The organism is Rothia sp. P5766, assembly GCF_048513555.1.
Taxonomy (GTDB): Bacteria; Actinomycetota; Actinomycetes; order Actinomycetales; family Micrococcaceae; genus Rothia.
Map to the genome: position 1 here is coordinate 123,298 of NZ_JBLXXS010000005.1, position 24,618 is coordinate 147,915.

24 protein-coding genes are annotated in these 24,618 nt (G+C 58.6%); 13 read left to right on the plus strand and 11 right to left on the minus strand.

Annotated elements, in window-relative coordinates:
* Positions 1-24 precede the first annotated feature (24 nt).
* From ACN08V_RS04030 to hemE, 4 genes are read right to left on the minus strand one after another with little or no spacing between them, the layout of a single operon-like run.
* Positions 25-1,347: a ferrochelatase gene (locus ACN08V_RS04030; protein WP_419104632.1), complete on the minus strand. Its 1,323-nt coding sequence runs from the start codon at positions 1,345-1,347 to the stop codon at positions 25-27.
* Positions 1,348-2,130: a hydrogen peroxide-dependent heme synthase gene (hemQ, locus tag ACN08V_RS04035; protein WP_419104633.1), complete on the minus strand. Its 783-nt coding sequence runs from the start codon at positions 2,128-2,130 to the stop codon at positions 1,348-1,350.
* A gap of 32 nt (positions 2,131-2,162) precedes the next feature.
* On the minus strand, positions 2,163-3,638 hold the full coding sequence (hemG, locus tag ACN08V_RS04040; protein ID WP_419104634.1) for a protoporphyrinogen oxidase: 1,476 nt from the start codon (positions 3,636-3,638) through the stop codon (positions 2,163-2,165).
* A gap of 8 nt (positions 3,639-3,646) precedes the next feature.
* Complete coding sequence (gene hemE / locus ACN08V_RS04045; protein ID WP_419104635.1) at positions 3,647-4,777, minus strand: uroporphyrinogen decarboxylase; 1,131 nt, start codon at positions 4,775-4,777, stop codon at positions 3,647-3,649.
* Between the two features lie 234 nt (positions 4,778-5,011).
* Between hemE and ACN08V_RS04050 the strand changes: the two genes are divergently transcribed.
* The 4 genes from ACN08V_RS04050 to ACN08V_RS04065 all read left to right on the plus strand — a co-directional run bounded on the left by ACN08V_RS04050 (position 5,012) and on the right by ACN08V_RS04065 (position 9,194).
* Positions 5,012-6,307 carry a glutamyl-tRNA reductase gene (locus tag ACN08V_RS04050; RefSeq protein WP_419100588.1) on the plus strand — a complete coding sequence of 432 codons (1,296 nt, stop codon included), beginning with the start codon at positions 5,012-5,014 and terminating at the stop codon, positions 6,305-6,307.
* 69 nt (positions 6,308-6,376) lie between these two features.
* On the plus strand, positions 6,377-7,021 hold the full coding sequence (locus tag ACN08V_RS04055; protein WP_419104636.1) for a TetR/AcrR family transcriptional regulator: 645 nt from the start codon (positions 6,377-6,379) through the stop codon (positions 7,019-7,021).
* Between the two features lie 126 nt (positions 7,022-7,147).
* Positions 7,148-7,372: a DUF3107 domain-containing protein gene (locus ACN08V_RS04060; RefSeq protein ID WP_419104637.1), complete on the plus strand. Its 225-nt coding sequence runs from the start codon at positions 7,148-7,150 to the stop codon at positions 7,370-7,372.
* A 262-nt stretch (positions 7,373-7,634) separates the two neighbouring features.
* The gene (locus tag ACN08V_RS04065; RefSeq protein WP_419104638.1) at positions 7,635-9,194 is read left to right on the plus strand and encodes a DEAD/DEAH box helicase; all 1,560 of its coding nucleotides are present in this window, start codon (positions 7,635-7,637) and stop codon (positions 9,192-9,194) included.
* A 130-nt stretch (positions 9,195-9,324) separates the two neighbouring features.
* On the opposite strand, the gene ACN08V_RS04070 is transcribed toward ACN08V_RS04065, so the two are convergent.
* Positions 9,325-10,758 (minus strand): GuaB1 family IMP dehydrogenase-related protein, encoded by a 1,434-nt coding sequence (locus ACN08V_RS04070; protein WP_419104639.1) that lies wholly within the window; start codon positions 10,756-10,758, stop codon positions 9,325-9,327.
* A 52-nt stretch (positions 10,759-10,810) separates the two neighbouring features.
* Positions 10,811-11,659 carry a PHP domain-containing protein gene (locus ACN08V_RS04075; RefSeq protein WP_419099431.1) on the minus strand — a complete coding sequence of 283 codons (849 nt, stop codon included), beginning with the start codon at positions 11,657-11,659 and terminating at the stop codon, positions 10,811-10,813.
* A gap of 136 nt (positions 11,660-11,795) precedes the next feature.
* On the opposite strand from ACN08V_RS04075, the gene ACN08V_RS04080 reads away from it, so the two are divergent.
* Entirely contained in the window at positions 11,796-13,346 is a 1,551-nt protein-coding gene (locus ACN08V_RS04080) for an aminopeptidase P family protein (protein ID WP_419104640.1), read from the plus strand.
* Between the two features lie 110 nt (positions 13,347-13,456).
* Here the strand turns inward: ACN08V_RS04080 and ACN08V_RS04085 are convergent, their stop codons facing one another.
* Positions 13,457-14,503: a general stress protein gene (locus ACN08V_RS04085; protein ID WP_419104641.1), complete on the minus strand. Its 1,047-nt coding sequence runs from the start codon at positions 14,501-14,503 to the stop codon at positions 13,457-13,459.
* A 176-nt stretch (positions 14,504-14,679) separates the two neighbouring features.
* Here ACN08V_RS04085 and ACN08V_RS04090 point away from each other — a divergent pair, with 176 nt between their 5' ends.
* The 3 genes from ACN08V_RS04090 to ACN08V_RS04100 are packed head-to-tail and all read left to right on the plus strand — an operon-like array spanning position 14,680 to position 17,821.
* Positions 14,680-15,987 carry a magnesium transporter MgtE N-terminal domain-containing protein gene (locus ACN08V_RS04090; RefSeq protein ID WP_419104642.1) on the plus strand — a complete coding sequence of 436 codons (1,308 nt, stop codon included), beginning with the start codon at positions 14,680-14,682 and terminating at the stop codon, positions 15,985-15,987.
* A complete protein-coding gene (locus ACN08V_RS04095) occupies positions 15,980-16,672 on the plus strand; it encodes a DUF1003 domain-containing protein (protein ID WP_419099427.1) in 693 nt (230 codons plus the stop codon). Before ACN08V_RS04090 ends, ACN08V_RS04095 begins: the two co-directional genes overlap by 8 nt.
* A gap of 15 nt (positions 16,673-16,687) precedes the next feature.
* Positions 16,688-17,821: a P-loop NTPase gene (locus ACN08V_RS04100; protein WP_419099426.1), complete on the plus strand. Its 1,134-nt coding sequence runs from the start codon at positions 16,688-16,690 to the stop codon at positions 17,819-17,821.
* A gap of 111 nt (positions 17,822-17,932) precedes the next feature.
* On the opposite strand, the gene ACN08V_RS04105 is transcribed toward ACN08V_RS04100, so the two are convergent.
* Complete coding sequence (locus ACN08V_RS04105; RefSeq protein ID WP_419099425.1) at positions 17,933-18,298, minus strand: Sec-independent protein translocase TatB; 366 nt, start codon at positions 18,296-18,298, stop codon at positions 17,933-17,935.
* A gap of 114 nt (positions 18,299-18,412) precedes the next feature.
* Between ACN08V_RS04105 and ACN08V_RS04110 the strand changes: the two genes are divergently transcribed.
* Entirely contained in the window at positions 18,413-19,054 is a 642-nt protein-coding gene (locus ACN08V_RS04110; protein WP_419104643.1) for an O-methyltransferase, read from the plus strand.
* 52 nt (positions 19,055-19,106) lie between these two features.
* Here the strand turns inward: ACN08V_RS04110 and ACN08V_RS04115 are convergent, their stop codons facing one another.
* From ACN08V_RS04115 to ACN08V_RS04125, 3 genes are all read right to left on the minus strand, one after another.
* The gene (locus ACN08V_RS04115) at positions 19,107-19,268 is read right to left on the minus strand and encodes a DUF3117 domain-containing protein (protein ID WP_419099423.1); all 162 of its coding nucleotides are present in this window, start codon (positions 19,266-19,268) and stop codon (positions 19,107-19,109) included.
* A 126-nt stretch (positions 19,269-19,394) separates the two neighbouring features.
* On the minus strand, positions 19,395-20,633 hold the full coding sequence (locus ACN08V_RS04120) for a hypothetical protein (RefSeq protein WP_419104644.1): 1,239 nt from the start codon (positions 20,631-20,633) through the stop codon (positions 19,395-19,397).
* 61 nt (positions 20,634-20,694) lie between these two features.
* Positions 20,695-21,051 carry a hypothetical protein gene (locus ACN08V_RS04125; protein ID WP_419099421.1) on the minus strand — a complete coding sequence of 119 codons (357 nt, stop codon included), beginning with the start codon at positions 21,049-21,051 and terminating at the stop codon, positions 20,695-20,697.
* Positions 21,052-21,252: 201 nt separating this feature from the next.
* Here ACN08V_RS04125 and ACN08V_RS04130 point away from each other — a divergent pair, with 201 nt between their 5' ends.
* The 4 genes from ACN08V_RS04130 to ACN08V_RS04145 are packed head-to-tail and all read left to right on the plus strand — an operon-like array spanning position 21,253 to position 24,496.
* Positions 21,253-21,981, plus strand: a complete 729-nt coding sequence (locus tag ACN08V_RS04130) for an amino acid ABC transporter ATP-binding protein (RefSeq protein ID WP_419099454.1) — start codon at positions 21,253-21,255, stop codon at positions 21,979-21,981.
* Positions 21,982-21,992: 11 nt separating this feature from the next.
* Complete coding sequence (locus tag ACN08V_RS04135; protein ID WP_419099420.1) at positions 21,993-22,841, plus strand: glutamate ABC transporter substrate-binding protein; 849 nt, start codon at positions 21,993-21,995, stop codon at positions 22,839-22,841.
* A gap of 54 nt (positions 22,842-22,895) precedes the next feature.
* The gene (locus ACN08V_RS04140) at positions 22,896-23,579 is read left to right on the plus strand and encodes an amino acid ABC transporter permease (RefSeq protein ID WP_419099419.1); all 684 of its coding nucleotides are present in this window, start codon (positions 22,896-22,898) and stop codon (positions 23,577-23,579) included.
* Positions 23,576-24,496 (plus strand): amino acid ABC transporter permease, encoded by a 921-nt coding sequence (locus ACN08V_RS04145; protein ID WP_419104645.1) that lies wholly within the window; start codon positions 23,576-23,578, stop codon positions 24,494-24,496. Before ACN08V_RS04140 ends, ACN08V_RS04145 begins: the two co-directional genes overlap by 4 nt.
* Positions 24,497-24,618: the final 122 nt, after the last annotated feature.

The window sequence follows — 24,618 nt, forward strand, 5'->3', positions numbered from 1 at the left end:
GAGCCAATCGGTGCCTGTGCTTTCTTAGCGGGTTCCGCCGGTGATGTCGCCGGTGTAGTTGGCAATCACGGGCTTCTCAGAGCCTGGGCGGGTAGATTTGCAACAGTTGGGATTGCAGAAGTCAAACCAACCCTTGCCACCGCAGACACTGTCTCTGGCTTCTTGCACGCCTTGGGCATCCTGAGCCGGAGCGGTGGAGGCAACACGCTCAGCAATCAGCTGGCGCAGGCCTTCCACATAGGCGGGGTGAGTGCCGGGGGTCGGGGTGCGCGTGGCTACAAATCCGAGGCGTTCGCAGGTATCCAAAGCCTCAGTATCAAGATCCCACATGACCTCCATATGGTCTGAGACGAATCCCAGGGGAACTAGAACCACGCCATCCACTGCACCTTCGAGAGCCTCAAGGGCATCGTTGACATCCGGTTCAAGCCAGGGCATGGTGGGCGGGCCAGAACGGGACTGGTAGACCAGCTCCCAATCCACCTTATCCAGCAGATCGGGGTCAATCTGCTGAACGCCGGACAAAACCGCGCGGGCGGCCTGCAGATGCTTTTCTACATAGGCACTACCGCCTTCGTAGTCCACCCCGCGTGGGCCTGCTTCGTTTGCGGCGCTGGTAGGGACCGAGTGGGTGCAGAACATCACACGAATTTTACCGTTACCGGCGGCAGGCTTCTGGGTCTGAGTCAGGCGAGCGCGTACGTCTTTGAGGCCCTCAACTAGTCCCTCAACAAAGGGTGTGATAAAGCCGGGGGTGTCAAAGAACTGCCTGACCTTGTCAATCTGTAACTTGCCTTCTAAGCCCAATTTTTCTAGGGCAAGGCCGTAGTCCTCCCGGTATTGGCGGCAGGATGAGTAGCCGGGGTAAGCACTGGTTGCTAAGACCAAGATTTTGCGTTTACCGCGCCGGTAGGCATCTTTAACGACATCTGGCACGTAGGGATCCCAGTTGCGGTTAGCCCAGGTAATTTCAATATCTGGGCCTTTTTCGGCCAGAGCTTCTTGGAGGGCCCCAAGCAGGGCACGGTTCTGGGCGTTGATGGGTGAGACTCCCCCATTGGCGCGGTAGTGGGTTGCTACCTCTTCCAGGCGTTCGTCAGGGATACCGCGCCCGGCGGTAACATTACGCAGGAAGGGAATCACATCCTCCTGACCTTCGGGGCCGCCGAAGGAAGAAAGGATGACCAGGTCGTAGTCAACAGGGACCGAAGCGCGAGGGCGGGTCAGATTCTCTTCGCCGTGGTAAGAACCCAAAGTAGTCTGATCTAGTGTGGCGGGGCCGTTAGATGCAGTGTTGTTAGGGTCGGTCAGGTTGGGAATAATATCTTGAGGAATTTGAGTAGTCATTTAGGCAAGTACCTGCACAATCTCTGCCGCCGGGATACGGCGACCGGTGTAAAAGGGGGTCTCTTCGCGGACGTAGAGGCGGGCCTCGGTGTTTCGGAAGTGACGCATCATATCGACCAAATCTACCAGTTCTGGGGCTTCAAGAGCCAGGACCCATTCGTAGTCGTTCAGGCCGAAAGTGGCGATAGTGTTGGCCAGGACCTGGGGGAAGTCCCGCCCCTTCATACCGTGGTTCTTAAGCATTTCGGCACGACGTTCGGCGTTCATGTAGTACCAGTCCCAGGAACGTACGAAGGGGTAGACGCAGACCCAGGCTTCGGGAGCGATCCCCTTGGCAAAGCAGGGGGCGTGCTGGCGGGTGAACTCGGCATCGCGGTGAACACCCATGGTGGACCAGACAATTTTGGTGCCAGAGAAAGCGGCGGTGCGGCGGATTTTACGGACAGCGGCTTGCAGGGCTTCTGGCTTCTCGCCGTGAATCCAGACCATGATGTCTGCGTTATCGCGCATAGCCGAGACATCGTAGAAGCCTCGCAGGGTTACGCCCTCTGCTTTAAGGGCTTCTTCGAGCTGTTCGAGTTCGGCGGTGGCGGCAGCACCGGTTACATCAGCTACAGGTGCGGTGTCGCGGGCGAAAACGGTGTAGAGGGCATAGTAGAGCTGGGAATCGCCCTCGGCGGGTGCACCGGGAACCTGCCCCTGAACCTTCTGGGGCTGGCCGGGGTGTGATCCGTGGCCTGTAGCGCCGTAGCCGTGGCCCTGCTGTGCGGTGGGATGTGACATTGAGGGGACCTTTCTGTCCTGGGGTGTGATGGTTAGTCCTTGTGGGATGCAGTGGGCTTCTTGCGTTCTGCAAAGCTGCGGATATGAGCTTGTGTGTCTGCAGTCACGGCAGCTAAACCGGTGCCGGCGATCCAGGCTCCCACTGCGGTAGCTCCCGGTAGGTCTTCGAGAGCCGAGCGGAATCCGGCGACCCGTTGGCGGTGCCCGGGTGCGGTAGCCGGTAGGGCGCTTGGCCAGCGCACTACGTCGGCGGCTACCAGCTGGCTCTTACTGATGGGAACGCCCAGGAGCTGACCGGCATCGTGCAGGGCCAGGGTAACGAGTTGATCATCGTGCAAGGCTAGCTCTGAGAGGGGTGAGGTGTCGTGTTCCTTACCGCGCCCGTAGGAGAGACGGACCAGGTGGCGGCCCTCCCCCGCTTTTTCTGCGACCCAGTCCCATTTGGCGGTGGCGTGGGTCAGAGCCTTGGCACGGACCGTTGTGACGGCTTCGCTGACCAGCAGTCCGGTTCCGCGGGGGGCTGAGTCCAGTGCTGGTTGGTCAAGGACCAGGGAAACCAGTGCGACCTCGGGGCCGGGTGTGATGGGAGGTAAGGACGAGGCAGGCAGGTGAGGCCCGAGCAGGCGAATGCTGGTTTGGGCATCGGTTGCTACCACCAGGAGTTCACCGTGAATCATGGCCGATTTCTCGCCGTATTCGGGCTGGCGCTGGATAGCAGTCCAGGCGCCGGTGACGGGGTCACGGTCAACGGCGATGGTGTCAAAGCCGGTCACAATACGTACCCGGTGCCGTAGCAGTTCATCGACCAGTGCCTCGGAGAGCTGGTTCATGCCGCCCTCGATGCCTGCGATCTGGGATCCTGCCGGTGAGGCTGCCCGCATACGGGCCGACGCGGCAGCTAGGGATCCCAGTTCTTTAAGACCCTCAAGCAGGCCGGGGGCGATGGTTGCAATTTCTAGCTGATCAGGGTGCACAGCGTGAACGCCCGAAACGACGGGAGCAACGAGTCGGTCCAGAACCTGCTGGCCCATGCGGATACGGACCAGGTCGCCCAGCGTTTTGGCGTGGGTACCTGCGGAGCGGGGCAGAACCATGTCCAGTTTGGCTCGCCGGTAGCCGGAGCGGTCCAGAATCTTTTTGAAGGCTGGGTCATCAAAGCTACCGGGGATACCCAGCACACCGGTGGACGGTGAGGGAAAAGCTCCCTGGGGCAGGTAGAGCCAGGAACCGCGTGGCTGAGGGGTGACGATACGGTCAGCTAGGCCCAGCTCGGTCAGCAAATCTTTGACCGCTGTGGTGCGAGTTGCAAAGGATTCAGCACCGGAGTCCAGCACCAGCCCTGCAAGCTGGTGGGCACCGACAGCGCCACCCAGGTGGCTTTCGCGTTCCACCAGAGTCACTTTTTTACCGGCTTGGGCGAGTTGGCGGGCGGCTAAGAGGCCCGAGACTCCACCGCCAATCACCAGGGCGGTGTTCTGCGGTCTGGTGCCGTGTAATTCCTGTGCCATTGCCTGCCTCAGCTAGCCTTGCGGGTCTGGGTGTGGATGTATTCGACGAGTCTGGTTAGTACGGTGGGATCGGTGGTGGGCGGTACGCCGTGTCCCAGGTTGACCACGTGGGCCGGGGCGCAACGACCTTCTTCAAGAACGCTGTCGGTGTGTGCGGCCAAGGCATCCCAACCTGAGGCTAGCAGGGCGGGGTCGATATTGCCCTGCAGGACAATGCCGCCGCCGAGTCTGCGCTGGGCTTCAGACAGGGGAAGACGGTAGTCCACGCCGATAACGTCTGCGCCGGCCTCGAGCATGGCCGGTAGCAGTTCGGCGGTGCCGGTACCAAAGTGAATGCGGGGCACACCGTAGTGCTCAATGGCGGTCAGGGTGGCAGCTGAGTGGGGCTGGACGAAGCGGCGGTAGTCAGCTTGGCCTAGGGAGCCGGCCCAGGAGTCAAAGAGCTGGACGGCCGATGCGCCAGCCTCGATCTGGGCGGCAAGGAACTGGGCTGAGGTGCGGGCGGCCCACTGACCCAGAGCTTCCCAGGCTTCTGGGTTTGCATGCATCATGGTGCGCGGGCGCAGGTGGTCGCGCGAGGGCCCGCCTTCGACCATGTAGGCGGCCACGGTGAAAGGGGCACCGGCAAACCCGATGAGCGGGGTGGACCCCAGCTGTTCAACGGTTAGGGCTACTGCTTGACGGATGGGATCAAGTGCTGAGTCTTCAAGCTCGGGCAGATTTTTGATGTCTTCAAGGGTGCGCACGGGGGCATTGAGGACGGGGCCACGCCCGGGCACGATATCTACGCCGACACCCGCAAGCTTCATGGGGATAACGATGTCGGAGAAGAAGATAGCGGCATCGACACCGTGGCGGCGAACCGGCTGGAGGGTAATCTCAGCGGCTAACTCAGGGTTGAGGCAGGAATCAAGCATGGGGATTCCCTCGCGTATCTGGCGGTATTCGGGCAGGGAGCGCCCTGCCTGGCGCATGAACCAGACCGGTGAGTGATCTGCGGAGCGGCCGGTGAGGGTGCGAATCATGGCGGACTCACCGGTATGTGCGGTTTTGAGAGGGTGATGGGTGGGTAGATGGGCGAGCTGCTCATCGGTAAGTAGGGCGCGCTGACGCAGGGGGGCGGTATTGGTCTGACTCATATCTTCCATTCTGCCAAGTTTATGCCAAAACTTTAGAGACAAACTGTCGTTGAGTCGCCGGTGCAGGGGTGGATGCTTCTTTTCACAGGGGCTAGCCGAGGGAAACGCATAAATAATTGACAACTTTCGAACGAACCTTTTGCCCCATATTTGCACACTTCAGGCCACTTTTGAGAACCTTAGTGACAGACTGTCAGCGATAAAGCTCATTTACCCCCTTATGATAGAGACGTTGTGACCATTTTTAGCCTTGTAGCATCGCATCGCTCTGTTGACCTCACCACCGTGGCTTTTCTCAGCGAAGGAGTTGAGAAAATTCAGCGAAACCTTGAGAAAACCGGTGTTCGTGGTGAGGTTATTTTGTCTACCTGCAATCGGCTCGAACTCTACGCAGAAATCCCCAGCAAACCGGGCGCTACCGAGCAAAACATCAGCAACGATGTCATCACAGTTGCTGAGCGTATCTTTGAGCTGATTGCTAGAGGTTCCGGCCTCTCCTACGACATCGTTGAGAATAGCTTCGACATTCTGGTCAATGCCGATGCCGCCCACCACCTTTTCACTGTGGCTTCTGGCCTTGAGTCCGCTGTGGTTGGCGAGCGCGAAATTACCGGCCAGGTTCGCAGAGCCCTTACCTTAGCGCAAGATAAGGGGCGGGCTACAGGCAACCTGGTCAGGCTTTTTGACCACGGCGCGCAGACTGCTCGTAAGGTTGGCCAGCGCACATTACTGGGTTCGCGCGGTCGTTCTATTGTTTCTGTTGCCCTTGATATGGCAGATGAGGTGGCCGAGAAGTCCTGGCAGGATCGTCGGGTGCTGGTTTTTGGCACCGGAGCCTACGCTGGCGCGACTGTAGCGGCCTTGCACAGCAGGGGAACCAGCGATATCTGGATTTATTCGCGTTCTCATCGTGCAGCTACTTTTGCCGACAAACGAGGCGTTTTTGCCGTCCCCCACGGCCAGCTCCATGAGCAGATGCGAAAGGCGGACATCATTATTGGGTGCTCTGGTGGCGCTTCACCCATGCTTCCCATTGAGATTCCCGAAGGAAAGCGCGTTATCCTCGACCTGGCCCTGACTAGGGACTTTGCGCCGGAGGTAGCTGATCTTCCCCAGGTCGAGCTCATCACGCTGGAGTCGGTGCGCCTGGCCGCCCCCGAAGAAACCGTGGAGTCGGTTAATACTGCCCGCACAATTGTGGACGAAGAAGCTGCCGAGTTTTCCGTCAAAGAGAAGGCTCGCAGTGTAGACGCTGCTATTGTTGCTCTGAGGCAACACACCATGAGTGTGCTTGATGCCGAGGTAGCGAAGGTACATAACCAGTACGGTTGCACTGCCGCTACCGAGCAGCTTGAGCTGGCCATGCGTCGCATGGTCAAGTCGCTGTTACATACGCCCACCGTTCGAGCCCGTGAGTTGGCACGTGACGGTAGGACCGATGAATATGTGGCAGCGCTAGAAGCTCTTTACGGCATCGAAGTTCAAGAGAACTCCGCTGACGAGGTATCGCCTCAAACCGATGCCTCCTAGCGAGCGGCCACGCCAAGGGCCGCCTTAGCCTTGTCCACATCCACCGTTCCAGAGGTCCGGCCACACACAATGTCCGCATACTTTCCCGACCAGCCAGCTCAGGGCGATTCTAACGGGATTAGTCGCCTACCCAAAGATTTACGTCGCCAACAGCTGATTAGCAATGCGGCCCGCGTTTTTGCTTCCCAGGGCTACCACTGCACCACCATGGATCATATTGCTTCGGCATCGCAGGTCACTAAGCCTGTGCTCTATCAGCATTTCACTGGTAAGAAGGATCTTTACCTAGCTGTTCTCGATGAACAGATTGAACTGCTCCTTACAAACCTTGTTAGCCCCTTGCACGGAACCAACGTCAATAAGGAACGCGTCAAAGGCGTTATCGAGGCTTTCTTTAATTTCGCGCGCACCAATGTGGTGGGTTACCGCATTATTTTTGAGTCTGATATCCAGACGGATTTTGCTGTTCAAGAACATATCGAGAGCATGCACACCCGGATCGCTGAGCACATCGCACATGTTCTGGCGCCCAATGCAGGCATGGACTTTAGCGAAGCTATGATGACTGCTCGCATGCTCACCGGCATGACGCAGGCCGCCGCTCACATGGTGGTAGGCACCGAAACTTCTGCTGAGCAGCTAGCGCTTGCCGAGAGAGCTGTTTTCCGGCTTGCCTGGGGTGGCATCTCAATTATTGACGAAGATTGGGAGTAGGCGGGCCTACCCCGCGTGCTTGTCAGCTCAGACCGAAACCTGCCACGAGCCGCCGCTCCCCTGCCGTAGACTGAGGAACACTGCCAGAGCCCGCGCCAGGTGGGCCCAAACCGAAGGAAGTATCCCGTGGAAATCAAAATTGGTGTACTGAACGTTCCCACCCAGGTCGTTATCGAATCTGATGAAAGCGCCGAGCAGGTTCGCGCTAAGGTGGCAGAAGCTCTGCAGACCGGAGGCCTGCTGGAACTGACCGACTCCAAGGGCGCCACAACCCTAGTTCCCGGGGCTCAAATTGGCTTTGTGGAGCTGGGTATTGAGTCCAAGCACCGGGTAGGTTTTGGCATCGGCTAAACACCCATGTTTCGGCATAGAGGGCCGGCCGCTGGTGACCAGCGGCCGGCCCTCTCTTCTTTTTTATGCCGGAGACGGTAGAATGGTGCATGTTATTGGTTGCCCGGTCGTACAATATAACTTTTCATTTGGCTTATTAGCTCTCCCACCGGTTCTCTTACGGGGTTCCTCATGTGGTCGATAGGGCTCACACCTGCACGATAAACCCGCGATCGGCTCCCCCGTTTGCCCATGATTGGGCCACATCAAAGGACAACGATTCGTGACAGACCACCAAACCCCATCAACATTTGCCGACTACGGTGTTCGTCAGGACATCTCCGATGCGCTTGCGGCCCAAGGCATCACCAGCCCCTTCCCCATTCAGGCCCTGACCCTGCCTATCGCATTGGCAGGCCAGGATATTATCGGCCAGGCTAAGACCGGTACCGGTAAGACCCTGGGCTTTGGGTTGCCCGCTCTACAGACCGTTATTGGCCCCAAGTCTGATGAGTGGGGGCAAGTCAAGGTGCCCGGCGCACCCCAGGCCCTGATTATTGTTCCCACCCGTGAACTCGCTATCCAGGTAGGTAGTGACCTGTCGGTAGCCGCCGATAAAACCGGTGTGCGAGTAGCGACCCTCTACGGCGGCCGCCCCTACGAATCCCAGATTAAGGAACTCACCGACGGCGTTGAGCTGGTCGTGGGCACACCCGGCCGTCTCATCGACTTGCACCGCCAGCACCACCTGAATCTGAGCCAGGTCAAGATAGTTGTGCTCGATGAGGCTGATGAGATGCTGGACTTAGGATTCCTGCCCGATGTGGAGCGCCTGCTCTCTGCTGTACCAGAGGTCCGCCAGACCATGCTCTTCTCGGCAACCATGCCCGGTCCCGTGCTGACTATGGCCCGGCGCTACATGCGCCAGCCCATGCACATTCGCGCCGAGTCCGGCGAAGAAGAGACCATGACCAAGGCATCTATCCGCCAGGTCATCTACCGTGCCCACCCTCTCGATAAGGACGAGCTGGTCAGCCGGGTCCTGCGCGCGGAAGGCCGTGGCCGTACCGTTATTTTCACCAAGACCAAGCGTTCTGCTGCCAAGCTCTCCGATGAGCTTCAGTCACGCGGTTTTGCCGCTGGAGCTATCCACGGTGACCTCAACCAGGGTGCCCGCGAGCAGGCTCTGCGTGCTTTTCGCAACGGTAAGGTCGATATCCTGGTCGCTACCGATGTTGCCGCCCGAGGTATCGACGTTGAAGATGTCACCCACGTCATTAACTACCAGTGCCCCGAGGACGAGAAGACCTACCTGCACCGTGTAGGCCGCACCGGTCGCGCAGAGAAGCTGGGTACCGCTATCACCCTGGTGGATTGGGAAGATATTCCCCGCTGGAAGCTTATTAACAAGGCTTTGGAGCTGGGTGTTGATGAGCCGGTGGAAACCTATTCTTCCTCTCCCCACCTCTTTGCAGATCTTGGTATCCCCAAGGGCACCAGGGGCCGTCTGCCCAAGGAAGAGCGCACCGCTGCCGGTCTTGAGGCTGAGGCGGCCGAGGATTTTGGTGGGCAGGAGCCAGGTCGTCGCCAGTCCGCTGGCTCACGCCCTGCTAGGGGCGGGCAGGACCGCCGTGGCCGCGGTGAGAACCGCAATGGGTCACGCTCGGCAGAGCGCCGGGGTGGCCGTAACGGTGAGCGCCGTTCATCCTCTCAGGGAGATAGCAAGCCTGCCTCTAGCCGTCGCCCTAGTTCTGAGGGTGGGCAGCCCGCTGAGGGCGCTAATGCGGCGACTAGGCCCCGTCGCCGCCGCCGTACCCGCCGGGTAGAGGGCGGCGAAGGCTAAGGTCGCGCTGGTTTACCCCTAGCGCTCCTCACAGGCAGAATGACCCCCTCCCTTGTGGAGGGGGTCATTCTTGTTGTTGGGCACCGGGCTTCAACTCGGGGATGGGTTCATGACCTCCCGGTGGCTGTGCTTAGCGGGTAGAGCGGGCTTGACCCTCTGCGTAGCCTGCGGCTGACTGAATACCTACCACGGCCCGTTCGCTGAACTCTTCAATGCTGGAAGCCCCGGCGTAGGTGAAAGCTGAGCGCACACCGGAGATAATTGAATCAATCTGGTCCTCCACCCCGCCCCTGCCCTCAGGCAGGTAGATGCGAGCGGTAGAGATGCCCTCTTCGAACATTTCGCGGCGGGCTTTTTCAAAGGCTTCGGTCTTTGAGTTACGGTTGATGACCGCTCGGCGAGAGGCCATACCGAAGCTTTCCTTGTAGAGGCGGCCCTCGGAGTCCTGGAGGACATCCCCGGGAGATTCGTGGGTACCGGCAAACCAGGAGCCAATCATTACATTGGATGCGCCGGCAGCTAGGGCAAGGGCAACGTCACGGGGGTCTTTGATACCACCGTCGGCCCAGACATGCACACCCAGCTTCCTAGCCTCTTGGGCACACTCAAGCACGGCAGAGAATTGGGGGCGGCCCACGCCGGTTTGCATGCGGGTGGTGCACATGGCACCGGGGCCAACACCGACCTTGATAATATCTGCACCGGCTTCAGCCAGGTCACGCACCCCCTGCGCCGTGACCACGTTACCGGCGGCGATTGGGATAGAAGGGTTGAGGGAACGAACCTTTTTGAGGGCCTCAATCATGGTGTCCTGGTGGCCGTGGGCGGTATCAATCACCAGCACATCAGCACCGGCTTGAATCAGGCTTTCCGCGCGACCGGCGATGTCACCGTTGATACCGATAGCCACCCCAATACGCAGGCAGCCAGCTTGGTCGGTGGCCGGTGTGTAGAGGCTAGCACGCAGAGCCGCTGACCGGGTCAGTACACCAACCAGTAGACCGGCTTCATCAACCACGGGCGCGATCTTGCGGGAGTGCTCGTAGAGAATGTCAAAGGCTTCGCGGGGTGTGACGCTGTGGTTCAGGGTCAGTAGCTCGGTGCTCATCAGGTCTTGGACCTGGTCAAAATTATCGGCTCCGCGCATATCTTTAGGAGTAATGATGCCGACGGGTCGGTCATCCTCGACCACAATTGCAGCACCGTGAGCACGCTTGGGAATCAGGTGACGAACGTAGCCTGCGGTGTGGTGGGGTTTGACTGTGATAGGAGTATCGAACACCAGGTGGGAGCTTTTGACCCGCCTGATGGTTTCGGCAACGATATCGGTCGGAACATCCTGCGGAATAATGGCGATACCCCCGCGCCGGGCAACAGTCTCAGCCATACGGCGGCCCGATACGGCGGTCATATTGGCGATGACCAGAGGGATGGTGGTGCCCGTTCCATCTGCTGTTCGCAGGTCAACTTCCATGCGGGAGCCAACCGAGGAAGGCGAGGGAACCATGAATACGTCGTTGTAGGTGAGGTCTGTGGTGGGCTTGGTGTCGTTGAGGAACTTCATGGTTCTAGTCTATGTGGTTGAGCACACAGACCGGCGGGAATTAGCTGGGGGCTTAGACCTGCTCCCCCAATTTCTGGTGAGAGCCAGCCTGGGCGCGCAGGGCGGCTACGGTTTGCGGGTCCGTGGTGTTTTCACCCAAAAGGTTGGGTTTACCGGCACCGTGATAGTCCGATGAGCCGGTCACCAGCAGGTCGTGGCGGGAGGCTAGATCCAGTAGCCACTGACGACCTTCGGGTGGGTTGTCCCGGTGGTAGACCTCAACACCAGCTAAGCCAGCATCAATCATGGCGTAGATAGTCTCATCACTGGCTAGGCGGCCCCGTGAAGGTGCCCTGGGGTGGGCCATAACGGGGACCCCCCCGGCCTGGCGCACCAGTTGGACGGCCTCTACCGGGTCTACCGCGTAGTGGGGAATGTAGTAGGGGGAACTTGGGGTGAGCACCCGCTGGAAGGCTTCGGTTCGTGTGGTGACCGCACCGATAGCTACCAGCGCATCGGCAATATGGGGGCGGCCTACGGTAGCCCCCTGATGCACATGTTCCTGTACGGTATCCCAGGTCAGCGGGTAGTCTTCGCTCAGGCGCTCCACCATGCGCTGAGCCCTGCTCCGGCGGGCGACCCTGGATCGTTCCATCTCCGCGCACAGGCCTTCGTGGTGGGGGTCGTGCAGGTAGCACAGCAGGTGGACGCTCACGCCCTGCGCTGAACAGGAGATTTCCATACCGGGCACAAAATCTAGGCCCCATTTGTCCGCTTCCGCCTGCGCCAGGCTCCACCCAGCGGTGGTGTCGTGGTCGGTCAGGGCAAAGCCGGTCAGACCGAGCGCGGCTACTTCAGCAACCAGCTCGGCTACGGGCTGGGTGCCATCGGAAGTGCAGGAATGGGTGTGCAGGTCATACATACCCCTAGATTACAGGGCCAACAGCTTGGTCAGGGTATGAGCTTGGCTAAGTCTGCAGGGAGCAGCGGGTTGCTACCTTTGTGTGCGGCCCCGTCCTGCTAGACGGTACTTGACCGCCCTCACTACACTGGTGTGTATGACAACACAGGATAAGACCCCCACCCCCGGTGATGACCAGCCCATCGAAGAGCGCGTCACCAACCGGTCAGCCGCTCCCCGTTCAAGAGCTTTTACCGAATTTATGGCCGCTCACTGGGCGCCGACCAACGGCGACCTGCCTGCTCGCGCCCGCGCTGCTGATTTTGCCGCTACCCGCCGCGCCGCTCTGTCCAAGCTCTTCCCCGGCGAGCGCCTGGTAATCCCCGCTGGCCCTCTTAAGGTCCGTTCAAACGACACCGACTACCGCTTCCGTCCGCACTCCGCTTTTGCCCACCAGACCGGCCTGGGTGTGGACCATGAGCCCGATGCTGTGCTGGTCTACGAGCCAGTTGAGGAAGGCAGCGGCGATCAGGGGTCGAATCATGAGGTTACCCTGTATTTTCGCCCCTTAGCTGGTCGGGACACCGAGATGTTTTACCGCGACCCCCGCTACGGTGAGTTCTGGATTGGCCCCCGCCCTACCCTGGAGTCTCTGGGCGCCGAGTACGGTATCCGCACCGCTGATCTGTCCGAGCTTGAAGTCGCTATTACCAAGAACGCCGGGCCGCAGGCTCTGGGCGGTATCAGGATCCGCCTAGTACGCGATGTTGACCTGAATGTTGATGCCCTGGTCGATACCTCCCGTTACAACACCGCCGTTGATTTAGAAGAGTCCGACAAGCTCGATGCGGCGCTGACTGAGGCTCTCTCCCAGGCACGCCTGGTCAAGGATGAGCTTGAGGTAGAGAACCTGCGCCGTTCGGTCGATTTGACCATCGATGGTTTTGCTGAGGTTATCCGTTCGCTGCCTGCCGCTCTTGCCCACCGGCGCGGTGAACGGGTGGTTGAGACCGCCTTTTTCTCCCAGGCCAGGATTGAGGGCAATGACCTGGGCTATGACACTATCGCGGCCTGCGGTAACAATGCCACCATTTTGCACTGGATTTCTAACAACGGGCCGGTGGAAGAGGGCAAGCTCATGCTGGTCGATGCCGGGGTGGAAGACGATACCCTCTATACCGCCGACATCACCCGTACTTTCCCGGTCAACGGCAAGTTCAGTGAGGTACAGGCTAGGGCCTACAGGATTGTTCTTGAAGCCGCCGATGCGGCCTTTAAGGCGGCTGTTCCGGGCCGTAAGTTCCATGAAGTTCACGATGCCGCCATGCAGGTTCTGGCAACCCGCCTGCACGAATGGGGCCTGCTCCCGGTTTCTGCTGAGGTTTCTCTGTCTGATCAGGGTGGGCATCACCGCCGCTGGATGCCCCACGGTACCAGCCACCACCTCGGCCTTGACGTGCATGACTGTGCTCAGGCCAAGAAGGAGCTCTACATGGATGGTGTGATTGAGCCGGGCATGGTCTTCACCATTGAGCCGGGCCTTTACTTCAAGGAAGAGGATCTGCTGATTCCCGAGGAACTACGCGGTATCGGTATCCGTATTGAGGATGATGTGCTCATTACCGAAGACGGTAACGAAAACCTCTCTGCCGCCCTGCCCCGCACCGTTGAGGGCATTGAGGCCTGGATGGCTGAGATTTCCCGCTAGGCACCCTCCGGGCTGCTTCTAAGAGTCCGCCAGGACAAAAGCCCCTGCTAGCTCCATCTTGAGGATCTAGCAGGGGCTTTATTCTTTGCCTTCCGGTAGCAGACTCGGGGCTACTTAGTCTTGTGACGCCTTGTGCTGTCCTGCTCCGGTTCCCGGCGGATGGCGGCTTCGAACTCTTCGGGAGTTTCAACCCGCAGTCCGTAGCGCTGTTCACTCTGCTCGGCACGAATCTGCTCGATACGCTCGTTAACAGAGGTGTCCGCGGTGGGTGTCTTGCGGATAGCTGCCTCGAATTCTTCGGGGGTTTCAACCCGCAGGCCGTACTTGCTGGTGGCTTTGGTGCCGTCCGACTTGGTCTGGGCCGGGGGTGTGAAGACCGGCTGAGCGGGTTGCTCGGGGGTAGCGGAGCCCTGCTGTGCCTGATCTGCAGGGTTGAAACCGGGCAAGAAAGGCTGGGGTTCTGTCTGGTGGGGTGGAAGAGGCTGGTGAGGATCAAACCATTGGGGGCCGGGCTGGTGCTGAGGCGCAGATGGTGCAGGGCTGGCGCTCTGCTGGGGGCTGGGGCCTTGCACAGGCTGGGAGGGCGGTAAGTTCTGTCCGGGTTGGTTCTGGTTCTGTCCGGGGGCCTCGGTGCGCGGTGCCTGGGGCTGGCCAGCAGACTGGGGGGCGGGCTGAACGGACACGCGAAGCAGGTTCCGGGCAGCCTGGGCTGTAGCCGGGATAGCCATCAGGTCAAGGCGGGCCGGTAGCATCTGAGTGCGGGTACGGATCCCGCGCCCCTTGGCTCGAGCCGCCACGACAACGGAGTAAATCATGCAAAAGGCAATAGCCAGAGGCACGATGCTGAGCAGGTTCGCCAGGATCGAGGTGTTGGTAACAAAAGCGTTGAAGAAGCCCACCAGCGCGCCCAGGCCCACACCCTGAACGGCGCCGCCTAGAGCGGCACGGGGATAGGTAGCCTGCCCTGTAATGTAATCAACCTGACGGACCTCATGCCCCACCACGTAGAGAGAGTGAACGGGGAACTTCTGGCTGGCCAGGAATTCAAGAGCGCGGTTGAGTTCCTTGCGGTTATTGAAAGTGGCGACCAGCTCACCGGGAGGTAGGGAAGCGCCATCGGACAAAGCCAGTGCAGGAGGTACGTTGAGTTGATCCATACCCCCTATTTTTGACTAGTTTGTCGAGAGTTAGCTGGGAGCGCGCCCTGTTATCGCCACAGGTGAACTAGCTAGCCGGCCCAGGAGCCTTGGGCAGTGTAAGTTTGCGCCTATTTTCCGGGTATATCCGCAGATAAGCATGGCAGCGCCCCTGCAAGGCGAGTACCCTGGAAAGAGTGAGTAGCGTACCAAACAAAATTTTTATTGCCCGCCTACTAGGTCTCGATGTCTTTGACCCCCACGGTGACCGGCTTGGCCGTTTGCGCGATGTTGTCGTGCTCAAAAGCGGCTTCACCCAGTTTTCAGCGGTTGCTTCACTTGCCAAGCTCAAGGAACCCGTTGTGGTGGGTATCGTCATTGAGATTCTGGGTAAGAAACGCATTTTTGTGCCTATGACCCGCGTAACCAGCATTGACTCCACTCAGATTATTCTGACGGGCCTGGTTAACCTGCGCCGTTTTGAACAGCGCGGCTCAGAGGCCCTAGTTGTGGGCGAAATTTTTGACCGTAAGGTTCAGTTGCGTGACGGCTCCGGCATGGCTCAGATTGAAGACGTTGCCATGGAACAGCGCCGCAATGGAGACTGGTTCATTTCCGAGCTCTTTATCTCACGCGGCAACAGCGGTTTGATGCGCCGCCGTAAAGAAACCCTGATTATTGACTGGCACGAGGCTATCCTCTCCACCGACTTTGAGCCCCAGGCGGCCACAGCCTTTGTGGCCAGCCACGAAGATTCTAACCCCGCTGACCTGGCAGACGCTATCCACGAAATGCCCGACAAACGCATGGTGGAGGTCGCCCAGGAACTCCAGGATGAGCGCCTGGCGGATGTCCTCCAGGAGCTCCCCGAAGAGGATCAGGTTCAGATTCTCTCGAACCTGGAAGTTGAGCGCGCCGTCAATGTGCTCGAAGAGATGGAGCCCGATGACGCGGCTGACCTGCTAGGAGAGCTCTCAGACACCCAGCGCGAAGAGCTCCTGACACTTATGGACCCCGATGATTCCGATGACGTGCGTCGCCTACTCGAATACGACGAAGGTACCGCCGGCTCACTCATGAACCCGGTCCCCATCATTCTCTCCCCCGAAGCGACCGTGGCCGAGGCTCTGGCTCATATCCGGCAGGAGGAGATCTCACCTGCTATGGCCGCTGCTGTTATGGTCGCTCGCCCACCCCTTGAAACCCCCACCGGTCGCTACCTGGGGATTGTGCACATGCAACGTCTACTGCGCCACTCTCCCAGCGAACAGGTGGGTAACATTATAGATACCTCTATTGAACCGGTTACCGATGCTGCCAGTATCGAAGAGGTAACCCGTATTCTTGCCACCTACGACCTCACCATCGTCCCAGTCATCAACGACCATGACCGGCTGGTGGGCGCTGTCACCGTCGATGACGTTCTCGATGAGATCTTGCCCGATGATTGGCGCACCTATGATGATGGCACCCCGATTAGAAAGGTAGGTCGCCGATTTGAGTGATGCCCGCGAACGCGATGAAAGAGCCCAGGCACTAGGAACCCCTCAGAACAAGAAACGCCGTCCGCTCTTTCAGTTCAACCCTGACCCCGATGCCTTTGGGCAGATGACAGAGAAAATTGCACGCTTTATGGGGACTCCGCAGTTTCTGCTGTGGATGACTGTATTCTGTGCCATCTGGTTAGGCTGGAACACCCTAGCTCCCGAAGAGATGCAGTTTGACCCACGTTCGCTTAACTTCACTCTCTTGACCCTTATGTTGTCCTTGCAGGCCTCCTACGCCGCTCCCCTGCTTCTGCTGGCACAGAACCGGCAGGATGACCGTGACCGCGTGGTAGCCCGCCAGGACCGCCAGCGTGATCAGCGCAACCTTGAAGAGACCGAGTACCTGACCCGCGAAATCGCTTCTTTGCGTATTACTCTGCGTGAGGTAGCCACCCGTGACTTTGTCCGCGGCGAAATACGCGACATCATGGAGGAGTTGCAGGAGGTTCAGCGCCGGCAGGAGGAACTCTTTACTCGGGCAGAGCATCTTGCCTCTCTCAGCCGCACCAGGGCAGATGACCCTCATAGCTCCAGCTTCACAACCTCCCCAGCCGCAGGCAGTGTGCTTGCGGTAGAAAGTGAAGATGACCCTAAGGTCCGAAAAAAGAAGATGGTAAAGGATATCGACCGTACCTTTGAGTAGGCGGTCTTCTCTCTCATGCAAAAAACTCCTGAAAATGAGCGGCTCGAAGCTGTCCTTGCCACCGTTATTGATCCCGAGTTACGGCTACCCATCACAGAGCTGGGTATGGTGGAGCGGGCTGAACTGGTAGGTTCGACCGCAAGCATCTCTATCCTGCTCACTATCGAGGGGTGCCCGCTGCGCGGCACCATTGAAAAGGACGTGCGAACAGCCGTCAGCGCCCTCGACGAGGTCCAAGATATTGACCTGACCGTTGGCTATATGACCCCAGAACAGCGGGCTGAACTGCGGCAGAAGCTGGGGCATACCCGGCAGAACCCCTTCACTCAGCCAGGTTCCCTCACCAGGGTCTACGCGATTGCCAGTGGTAAGGGCGGGGTGGGTAAGTCCTCGGTTACGGCCAACCTGGCCGCTGCCTGCGCGTCTGCCGGTATGACTGTAGGAATCATTGATGCCGATGTGCACGGCTTCTCTATACCCGGTTTGCTGGGGATTACCGAAGGCCCTACCCGTATGGACGATATGATTCTGCCACCCGTAGTGGAGGCCCCCAAGGGCAAGGGGGCCATCAAGGTCATCTCCATTGGTATGTTTGTGAAGCCTGACCAGCCGGTTGCCTGGCGTGGCCCCATGCTCCACCGCGCTCTTGAACAGTTTTTGACAGACGTGCATTTTGGGCAGATTGATGTGCTCTTGCTCGATTTGCCTCCCGGCACGGGCGACATTGCTATTTCCATGGCCCAGCTCCTGCCCCAGGCAGAGATTCTACTCGTTTCTACTCCCCAGCTAGCCGCCGTGGACGTTGCCCAGCGGGCAGGAACTTTGAGCATCCAAACCGAGCAGAAGCTGGTGGGTGTGCTTGAAAACATGGCGGCCATGCAGCTTCCGGACGGTACTACCCTGCCCCTCTTCGGTGAGGGTGGCGGTGCTCAGCTGACCCAGTCGCTCAGCCAGGCGCTGGGCTATGAAGTTCCCCTGCTGGGTTCTGTTCCTCTTGAGCTAGCCCTGCGCCAGGGTGGCGACGCTGGCACCCCCCTTGTCTGGGGCGCTCCCGAGACCTCAGCGGCACAGGTATTGACCCAGGTAGCTCACCATATTACCCACCGCCCACGCGGCCTAGCTGGGCAGTCTCTTCCCGTGAACCTCTAAAAGTTGCCCATCTGTCCTTACGCCCTTTAAAGGAATAGAGGGAACTGGCACTATTGGCCGGTTCCCTCTACTTGTTTGCCCGCTCCCAGCTGCTCGCTAAGGCGCCTCTTTTTAGGTGGCTTCGGTATCAAAAGGTGCCCATGCCCCCCGTGGTAAGCGAGAGGTCACAGAAAGCGCGGGAGCAGCCTGAGCTTTTTCCTCTAGTTGCTGGCGGCGTTCTTCCTCATCTTCTGCGAAAGCCTCACGCACAATCACTCGAGGGTCATACTGGCGGGGGTCGTACTGACGCCAGTTGATGTCATCTAGGCCAGGGCCCAGGGTCTCTTTGAGGTCGTCTTTAGCCTCGAAGGCCATACGGCGCACGTACTTAATGAAATCTTTGAGCTGCTGGGCATATTCGGGCATGCGTTCTGGCCCGATGACAAAAAACACCAGGACTGCAAGAAAAATAAATTCAAGACCACTAATTCCAAACACACCTAGAGATTACCAGCTTAGGCTGGTCGAACGCCCATAAAACAGCTTCTATTGAATAAGATGTTCCCAGGATCATTATTGTTTTTGCAGGTCGAAGGCGGGTAGTTGTTTTTTATGAAGTCACATGATCTGGCCCGGAATTGGGTCTATGCCGAAGATTTCCCGCGTGAGGTGCCGGTCCTTGAGCTTGCCCGAGAGCAGGCCGAGCGGCTTGATGCTGCCCCCGTCGCGCCCTCTGTGGCGGCCCTCTTGACCATCCTGGCCGCTACGGGTAAAGCCCAGCACACCGTAGAAATTGGGTGCGGGGCTGGAGTTTCTACCGTAGCGCTCCTGAGCGGGTTACCCGCTGGGACTTCGCTGACCACTATCGATATTGATGCAACCCGCTCCCAGGCCGTCCGATCGTTACTTTCCGCGACTGGGCTGGAGCAGAGCCACCGTGTGCGGGTTATTACCGGTGATGCCCTCCAAGTACTCCCCAGGCTCTCCCCCGGCTCCTACGACCTGGCTCTGGTCGATGCCGGTCCTGAACTGGCAGATCAGCTGGTGCTCAACGCTCTAGCCCTCTTAGCGTCCGGTGGCCTGCTGATCTTGCACGACCCTTTAGCCGGGGGTGCTGTAGCTAGCCCCACTGACCGCGACGGGGTGACCGTTACCCTACGATCTGTCCTTCACGATATAGCGGCCTGCACCGAGGACGTCTTTGTCTCTTTACTGTATGTGGGCTCAGGCCTCTACTTGATCTACAAGAAATAGGGTAAAAGAAACCTCGGCTGATGGGGCCGAGGTATTCAAATTTTCAGGAAGTCTAGAAATTCTCTACGCACACCCGGAGAGCCTCTACCTCTTCTTCAGTGATATCAAGGACCAGACGCCCGCCGCCTTCAACGGGGATGCGCATTACGATGCTACGGCCCTCACGTACGATTTCGAGCGGACCGTCTCCGGTGCGTGGTTTTTGAGCTGCCATGGGAGTCTTCTCCTTGGGGAAGGTTAGTCTATGAGTGGATGGCACCGGTGCAACCGGGCTCACTTTCTTTTAATAGTAGTGCTTACCGGAGCATTTAAGGTGGTTTTGCGAAGCAAACTTACAGGTTTAGGGTGGGTAGTCCCCTCCACCGGGTAGTTGCTTCCAATGCCAGAGCCAGCCCACCCACCCAAATTGCAGGGTCGCCCCTGCACACATGAGCAACCAGCGGTAGGCCCGAGAGGCTGAAAGCGCCACCACAGGCAGCAGGAGCGGGAAAAGCGGTAGAAGCAGGCGGAAGGTCGAGGACTGCGGATTAAAGAAGGCCAGCATGTAGACCGCATAGCAGGCACACCAGAGCACAAGCGCTGGGTGGAGCACCTTTCGGGTACTAGGAGCAATCAGGCACAGGGTAAAGCCCGCTATCAGCACCAAGAGAATAAGCGGCCCCAGAATACTGCCAAGGTAGAGCTGGCTTTGGGTCAGCCAGGGCAAGAACGGTAGCACGTCCTCACCCCCGGCCCGCCAGGCGGCCTCGGTTGCGGTGTAGGCATCTAGGCGCCCGGTGACAGCCCAGGCGTAGGCAGGGTGGATAAAGGCAAAGGCACAGACTGCAAGGGCACACACAAGTTGTGTGGCTGTCTCTCGGAGTGTAGGCCACACCCTCTGACCGCTTCTGAGGCGGTGCAGGAAGGCCATAAGCCACCATAGGCCCACAGCTGCCCCCAAGGGTAGGCCGATGGGGCGGGCCAGGGCAGCGCAGAGCGCTGGAATCAGCATCAGGCGGTAGCGGCCTTCCACCAGGAGGTAGAGAGCCCAGGCTAAGAAGAGCAGACCCATAGCTTCGGCATAGCCTGTTTGCAGGATCGGTGCAACCGCGCTGAAATTTACCGCTGCGCTTGCCCACAGCGCGGTGCTGTGTTGGGTATCCAGGTTACTATGCTCAGCGGCGCTCTGCCCGTTGCCCAGGGAGACCATGCACAGTCGGTAGATAAACCAGGATGCGCCCAGACCGCAGATTAATGACAGGGTCGGAGCCACTAGAGCGTAGTCCAAGCCCGTCAGCCAGGTAAGAGTACCTGCGGTAAGGGGGTATAGCGGGTAGAAGGCCCACTCATTTTGAGCTACATGCCCGGTAGCATCAAGGGGTAGCTGTGAGGGGTAGCCGGTCGCGGCAATAGAGGAATACCAGTCAGCATCCCATATATTGACATACTCTAGGTAGGTCATGGCTGAGTTCTTCCAGGGGCTCACTGTCTGGTGTAAACCAACACGACTGAAGACAAACCAGCCCCACACCCGGCTAACAGCATAGAGCAAAGCCACCTGAGCCATAGCAGGTAACCGCACGAACCGGCTAACTGCCACAAACCATAGCTGGCTTATGCCAAGGCTGACCCTAGCCCCTATATCACGGTGAAGGGAACCATTAGTCATCGGCATCAACCGGGGCGCTCTCACCGTTCAGCTGAGCGAGCCGATCACGAAGCCGCCTGTTCTCCTCAATAGTTTTGGCCAGCACACCGTCCACCTCTTCACGGTTATAACCCAGGATGGAGGTCGCAAAACCTACACGCTCCAATTCAGCACTATCGGGTCGGTCCGAGAGAATGATCGGCGGCTCAGAGGCGGGAACAATATCAATTCCGTCTTGGCTGATGTGGTTAAGGGTTTTGCGGGCCGGAATCAGGCGGTCGCTACCCATCGCCGCACACCCGGCTAAGACAGCCATGATCACCACAAACGTTATTGCCACCAACAGATAATTCAAGATTTCCCCCGTCATTAGGCTGCCCCATACACCCCGCTCATGGGCAACTAGCGATACAGGGGCGACACAAAGTAGCCCAAAGTGTAACAAGCTGTTTACCTGCCAACGGGTAAGGTAAGGCACATACACCTATTTTGGTTGTGCTTTAGCACCTCAATGCTACCGGCACGCACACATATCCACCACAAGGGAGGGACCTCTGTGACTACTGATGCACTGGTTCAGCTCACCGGCGTTAATAAGTATTACGGTGAGAACCACGTCCTCAAGGACATTAATCTTTCTGTTGGAGCGGGTGAGGTGGTCATTCTTCTGGGCCCCTCAGGTTCGGGTAAATCAACCCTCTGCCGCACCATCAACCGCCTCGAAACCATTTCAAGCGGTACCATCACCATCGACGGCAAGAAACTACCTGAAGAAGGCAAAGAACTGGCTAACCTGCGGGCCGAGGTCGGCATGGTCTTCCAGTCCTTTAACCTCTTCGCCCACAAGACCATTCTTGAAAACGTCACCTTGGGCCCCCGCAAGGTTCGCGGCATGAGCAAGGCAGAAGCCGAAGAACTTGCCATGAGCCTGCTCAAAAAGGTAGGCGTCGATAACCAGGCCTCCAAGATGCCGGCCCAGCTCTCCGGCGGCCAGCAGCAGCGCGTCGCCATTGCCCGTGCATTGGCCATGCAACCCAAGGTCATGCTCTTTGACGAGCCCACCAGCGCACTCGACCCCGAAATGGTCAACGAAGTTCTTGACACCATGGTCTCCCTGGCCCGAGAAGGTATGACCATGATCGTGGTAACCCACGAAATGGGCTTTGCCCGCAAGGCCGCCGACCGAATCGTTTTCCTGGCCGACGGTGAAATCCTCGAAGAGGCAAGGCCTGACCAGTTCTTCACCAATCCCCAGACCGATCGTGCCAAGGACTTCCTGGGTAAGATCCTGGGCCACTAAGGAGAGCACCCATGAAGCTATCCACCCTCAAAGCCAAAGCAGTAGCCTGCGCGGCAGTCCTAGCTAGCGCAACCCTGGCTTTCTCCGGTTGCGGCTCAAGTAATGCCAAGGACACCATCCGTATCGGCATTAAGTACGACCAGCCCGGCCTGGGCTACCAGGACGGCCGCGACTACACCGGCTTCGATACCGACGTAGCCCGCTACGTGGCCAAGGAGCTCGGCTACTCAGAGGACCAGATTGAGTGGGTTGAAGCCCCCTCGGCCAACCGCGAGAACATGCTCTCTAACAACCAGGTAGACATGATTTTTGCGACCTACTCCATCACCGAAAAGCGCATCAAGACCGTTGATTTCGCTGGACCCTACTTCGTAGCAGGCCAGGACCTGCTCGTGCAGGCCGATAGCACCGATATCACCGGGCCTGAGTCGCTCTCGGGCAAGAATCTTTGCTCTGTCACCGGGTCAACCTCGGCCAAGAAGATTCAGGACAAGTACTCCTCGGACGTTCAGCTGGTACAGCAGAACTCCTACTCGGACTGCGTGGTAGCGCTCAACGCGGGTATGGTCGATGCGGTCACCACCGACGACATCATTCTGGCAGGTCTGGCCTCCACCAAGGCTAACCAGGGCGAACTCAAGCTGGTCGGCAACACTTTCTCCACCGAAAAGTACGGCGTTGGTCTGCCCAAGGGCTCAGATAAGTGCTCCGCAATCAATGCAGCCATCAACAAGATGGTCGAAACCGGTGCCTGGGAAGAAGCCCTCGAGAAGAATGTCGGCGCATCAGGCTACGCTTACGATACCGAGCTGAACCCTCCGGTTCTGGGCGACTCCTGCGCCACCGTTGAACCTAAGTAACCCACCGCTTATTCCATCTTTTACACACTAAACTTTCTTTATTTGGAGGCTTTCATGTCGTTCTCTGAACAGCTCTCCACGCTCTTTGCCACCTACGATGTCATCGGAGCTTTCTGGACCAACCTACAGCTGACCTTCTGGGCAGCGATCGGTTCGTTTGTCCTTGGATCGCTCCTGGCACTTATGCGTATCTCCCCAGTGCCTTCTTTGCGCTGGGCAGGTACCGCCTATGTGCACCTGGTCCGCAATACCCCGCTGACCATTCTGATGACCCTGGCAATCTTGGGCGTGTGGACTCAGTTCCAGCTCTCACTGGCAACATCGTTTGAGCTGAACTTCTTTATCTACGCCGTTATTGTGCTGGCAATCTACCATGCGGCTTTCGTCTGCGAGGCTATCCGCTCCGGCGTCAACACCGTACCAGTGGGGCAGGCAGAAGCCGCCCGCGCTATTGGCCTGGGCTTCTTGCCCACAGCCCGCTACATCATCTTCCCCCAGGCTCTTCGCGGGTCGATTACCCCTCTAGGTAACACCCTGATTGCTCTGGCTAAGAACACCACCGTGGCCACCGTGGCTTCGGTGGCTGAAGCCTCCGGCATGATGAAATCCATGATCGAGTTCAACTCTGACCTCATCTTCATGATCTTCTTTGTCTTTGCTATGGGCTTTGTGATTATTGTTGTCCCCATCGGCCTTCTCACCACTTGGGCCTCTCGTAGATTGGCGGTGAAGCGATGAGCAGTAAGCGTATGACCTCAACCTCGGTGCTCTTTGACGTACCCGGCCCCAAGGCCCGAGCCCGCACCAAGATTTTCAACCTTGTAGCCCTGCTCCTGCTGGCTGCAGGTTTGGCCTACGTCCTGGTTGTCATGAACCGCCAGGGCCAGTTGGAAGCCGATAAGTGGACTTCGCTCTTCTCAGGCAACCTCTGGGCCAACTACATTCTGCCCGCGCTCGGCAAAACCCTAGCTGCAGCCCTGCTCTCAGTGATCACTTCGGTGCTGTTCGGTCTTTTCTTCGGTCTGGCCCGCCTATCACCCAATAAACTGATTCGTGGCTTTGGCACCGTAGTGGTCGAGTTCTTCCGCGCGGTCCCGGTCCTGATGATGATGATTTTCTTCTGGCTCTTCCTGGGCAAGCTCAACATCCTCGCGCCTTCCCAGCTCCCCTTCGTTGCTGTTGTTCTGGGGCTTACCCTCTACAACGGCTCGGTGATTGCGGAGCTCCTGCGCTCGGGTGTGCACCAGCTCCCCAAGGGCCAGGGCGAAGCGGGGCTAGCTATCGGTATGACCCCCTGGAAGGTGCTAACCCTGATTCTAGTGCCCCAGGCACTGACCGCTATGATGCCCTCGCTGCTCTCGCAGTTCGTGGTCATTCTGAAAGATACCGCTCTGGGTTACATCATTTCCTACCCCGAGCTTCTAGCGGCTGCCCGCCGCTTCGGCTCTGGTGAGGGCAATATCCTGCAAATGCTCCTGCTGGCCGCCCTCATCTTCGTGGTCATCAACTTCGCCCTGACTCTGCTAGCTGAGTGGCTCTCAGGGTTCCTGAGTTCCCATTCGGATGTAGATATTAAGCATGCGGACGGTGTCCCGGGTGAGGTCGATGATCCTCGCCCCAAGACCGAGATGATGTTCAAAATCCCCAAGGCCTAGTCTTCTGCTAGCCCTAGGGCATTGAAGAGGCGGCTGCCCCCCCGGTACTTTGCCGGGGGGCCCGCCCCCCCCTGTTGTGTTTTGGTCTGGGCGTTGTGTTCACTGTCCGGGGGGTTGTTGGG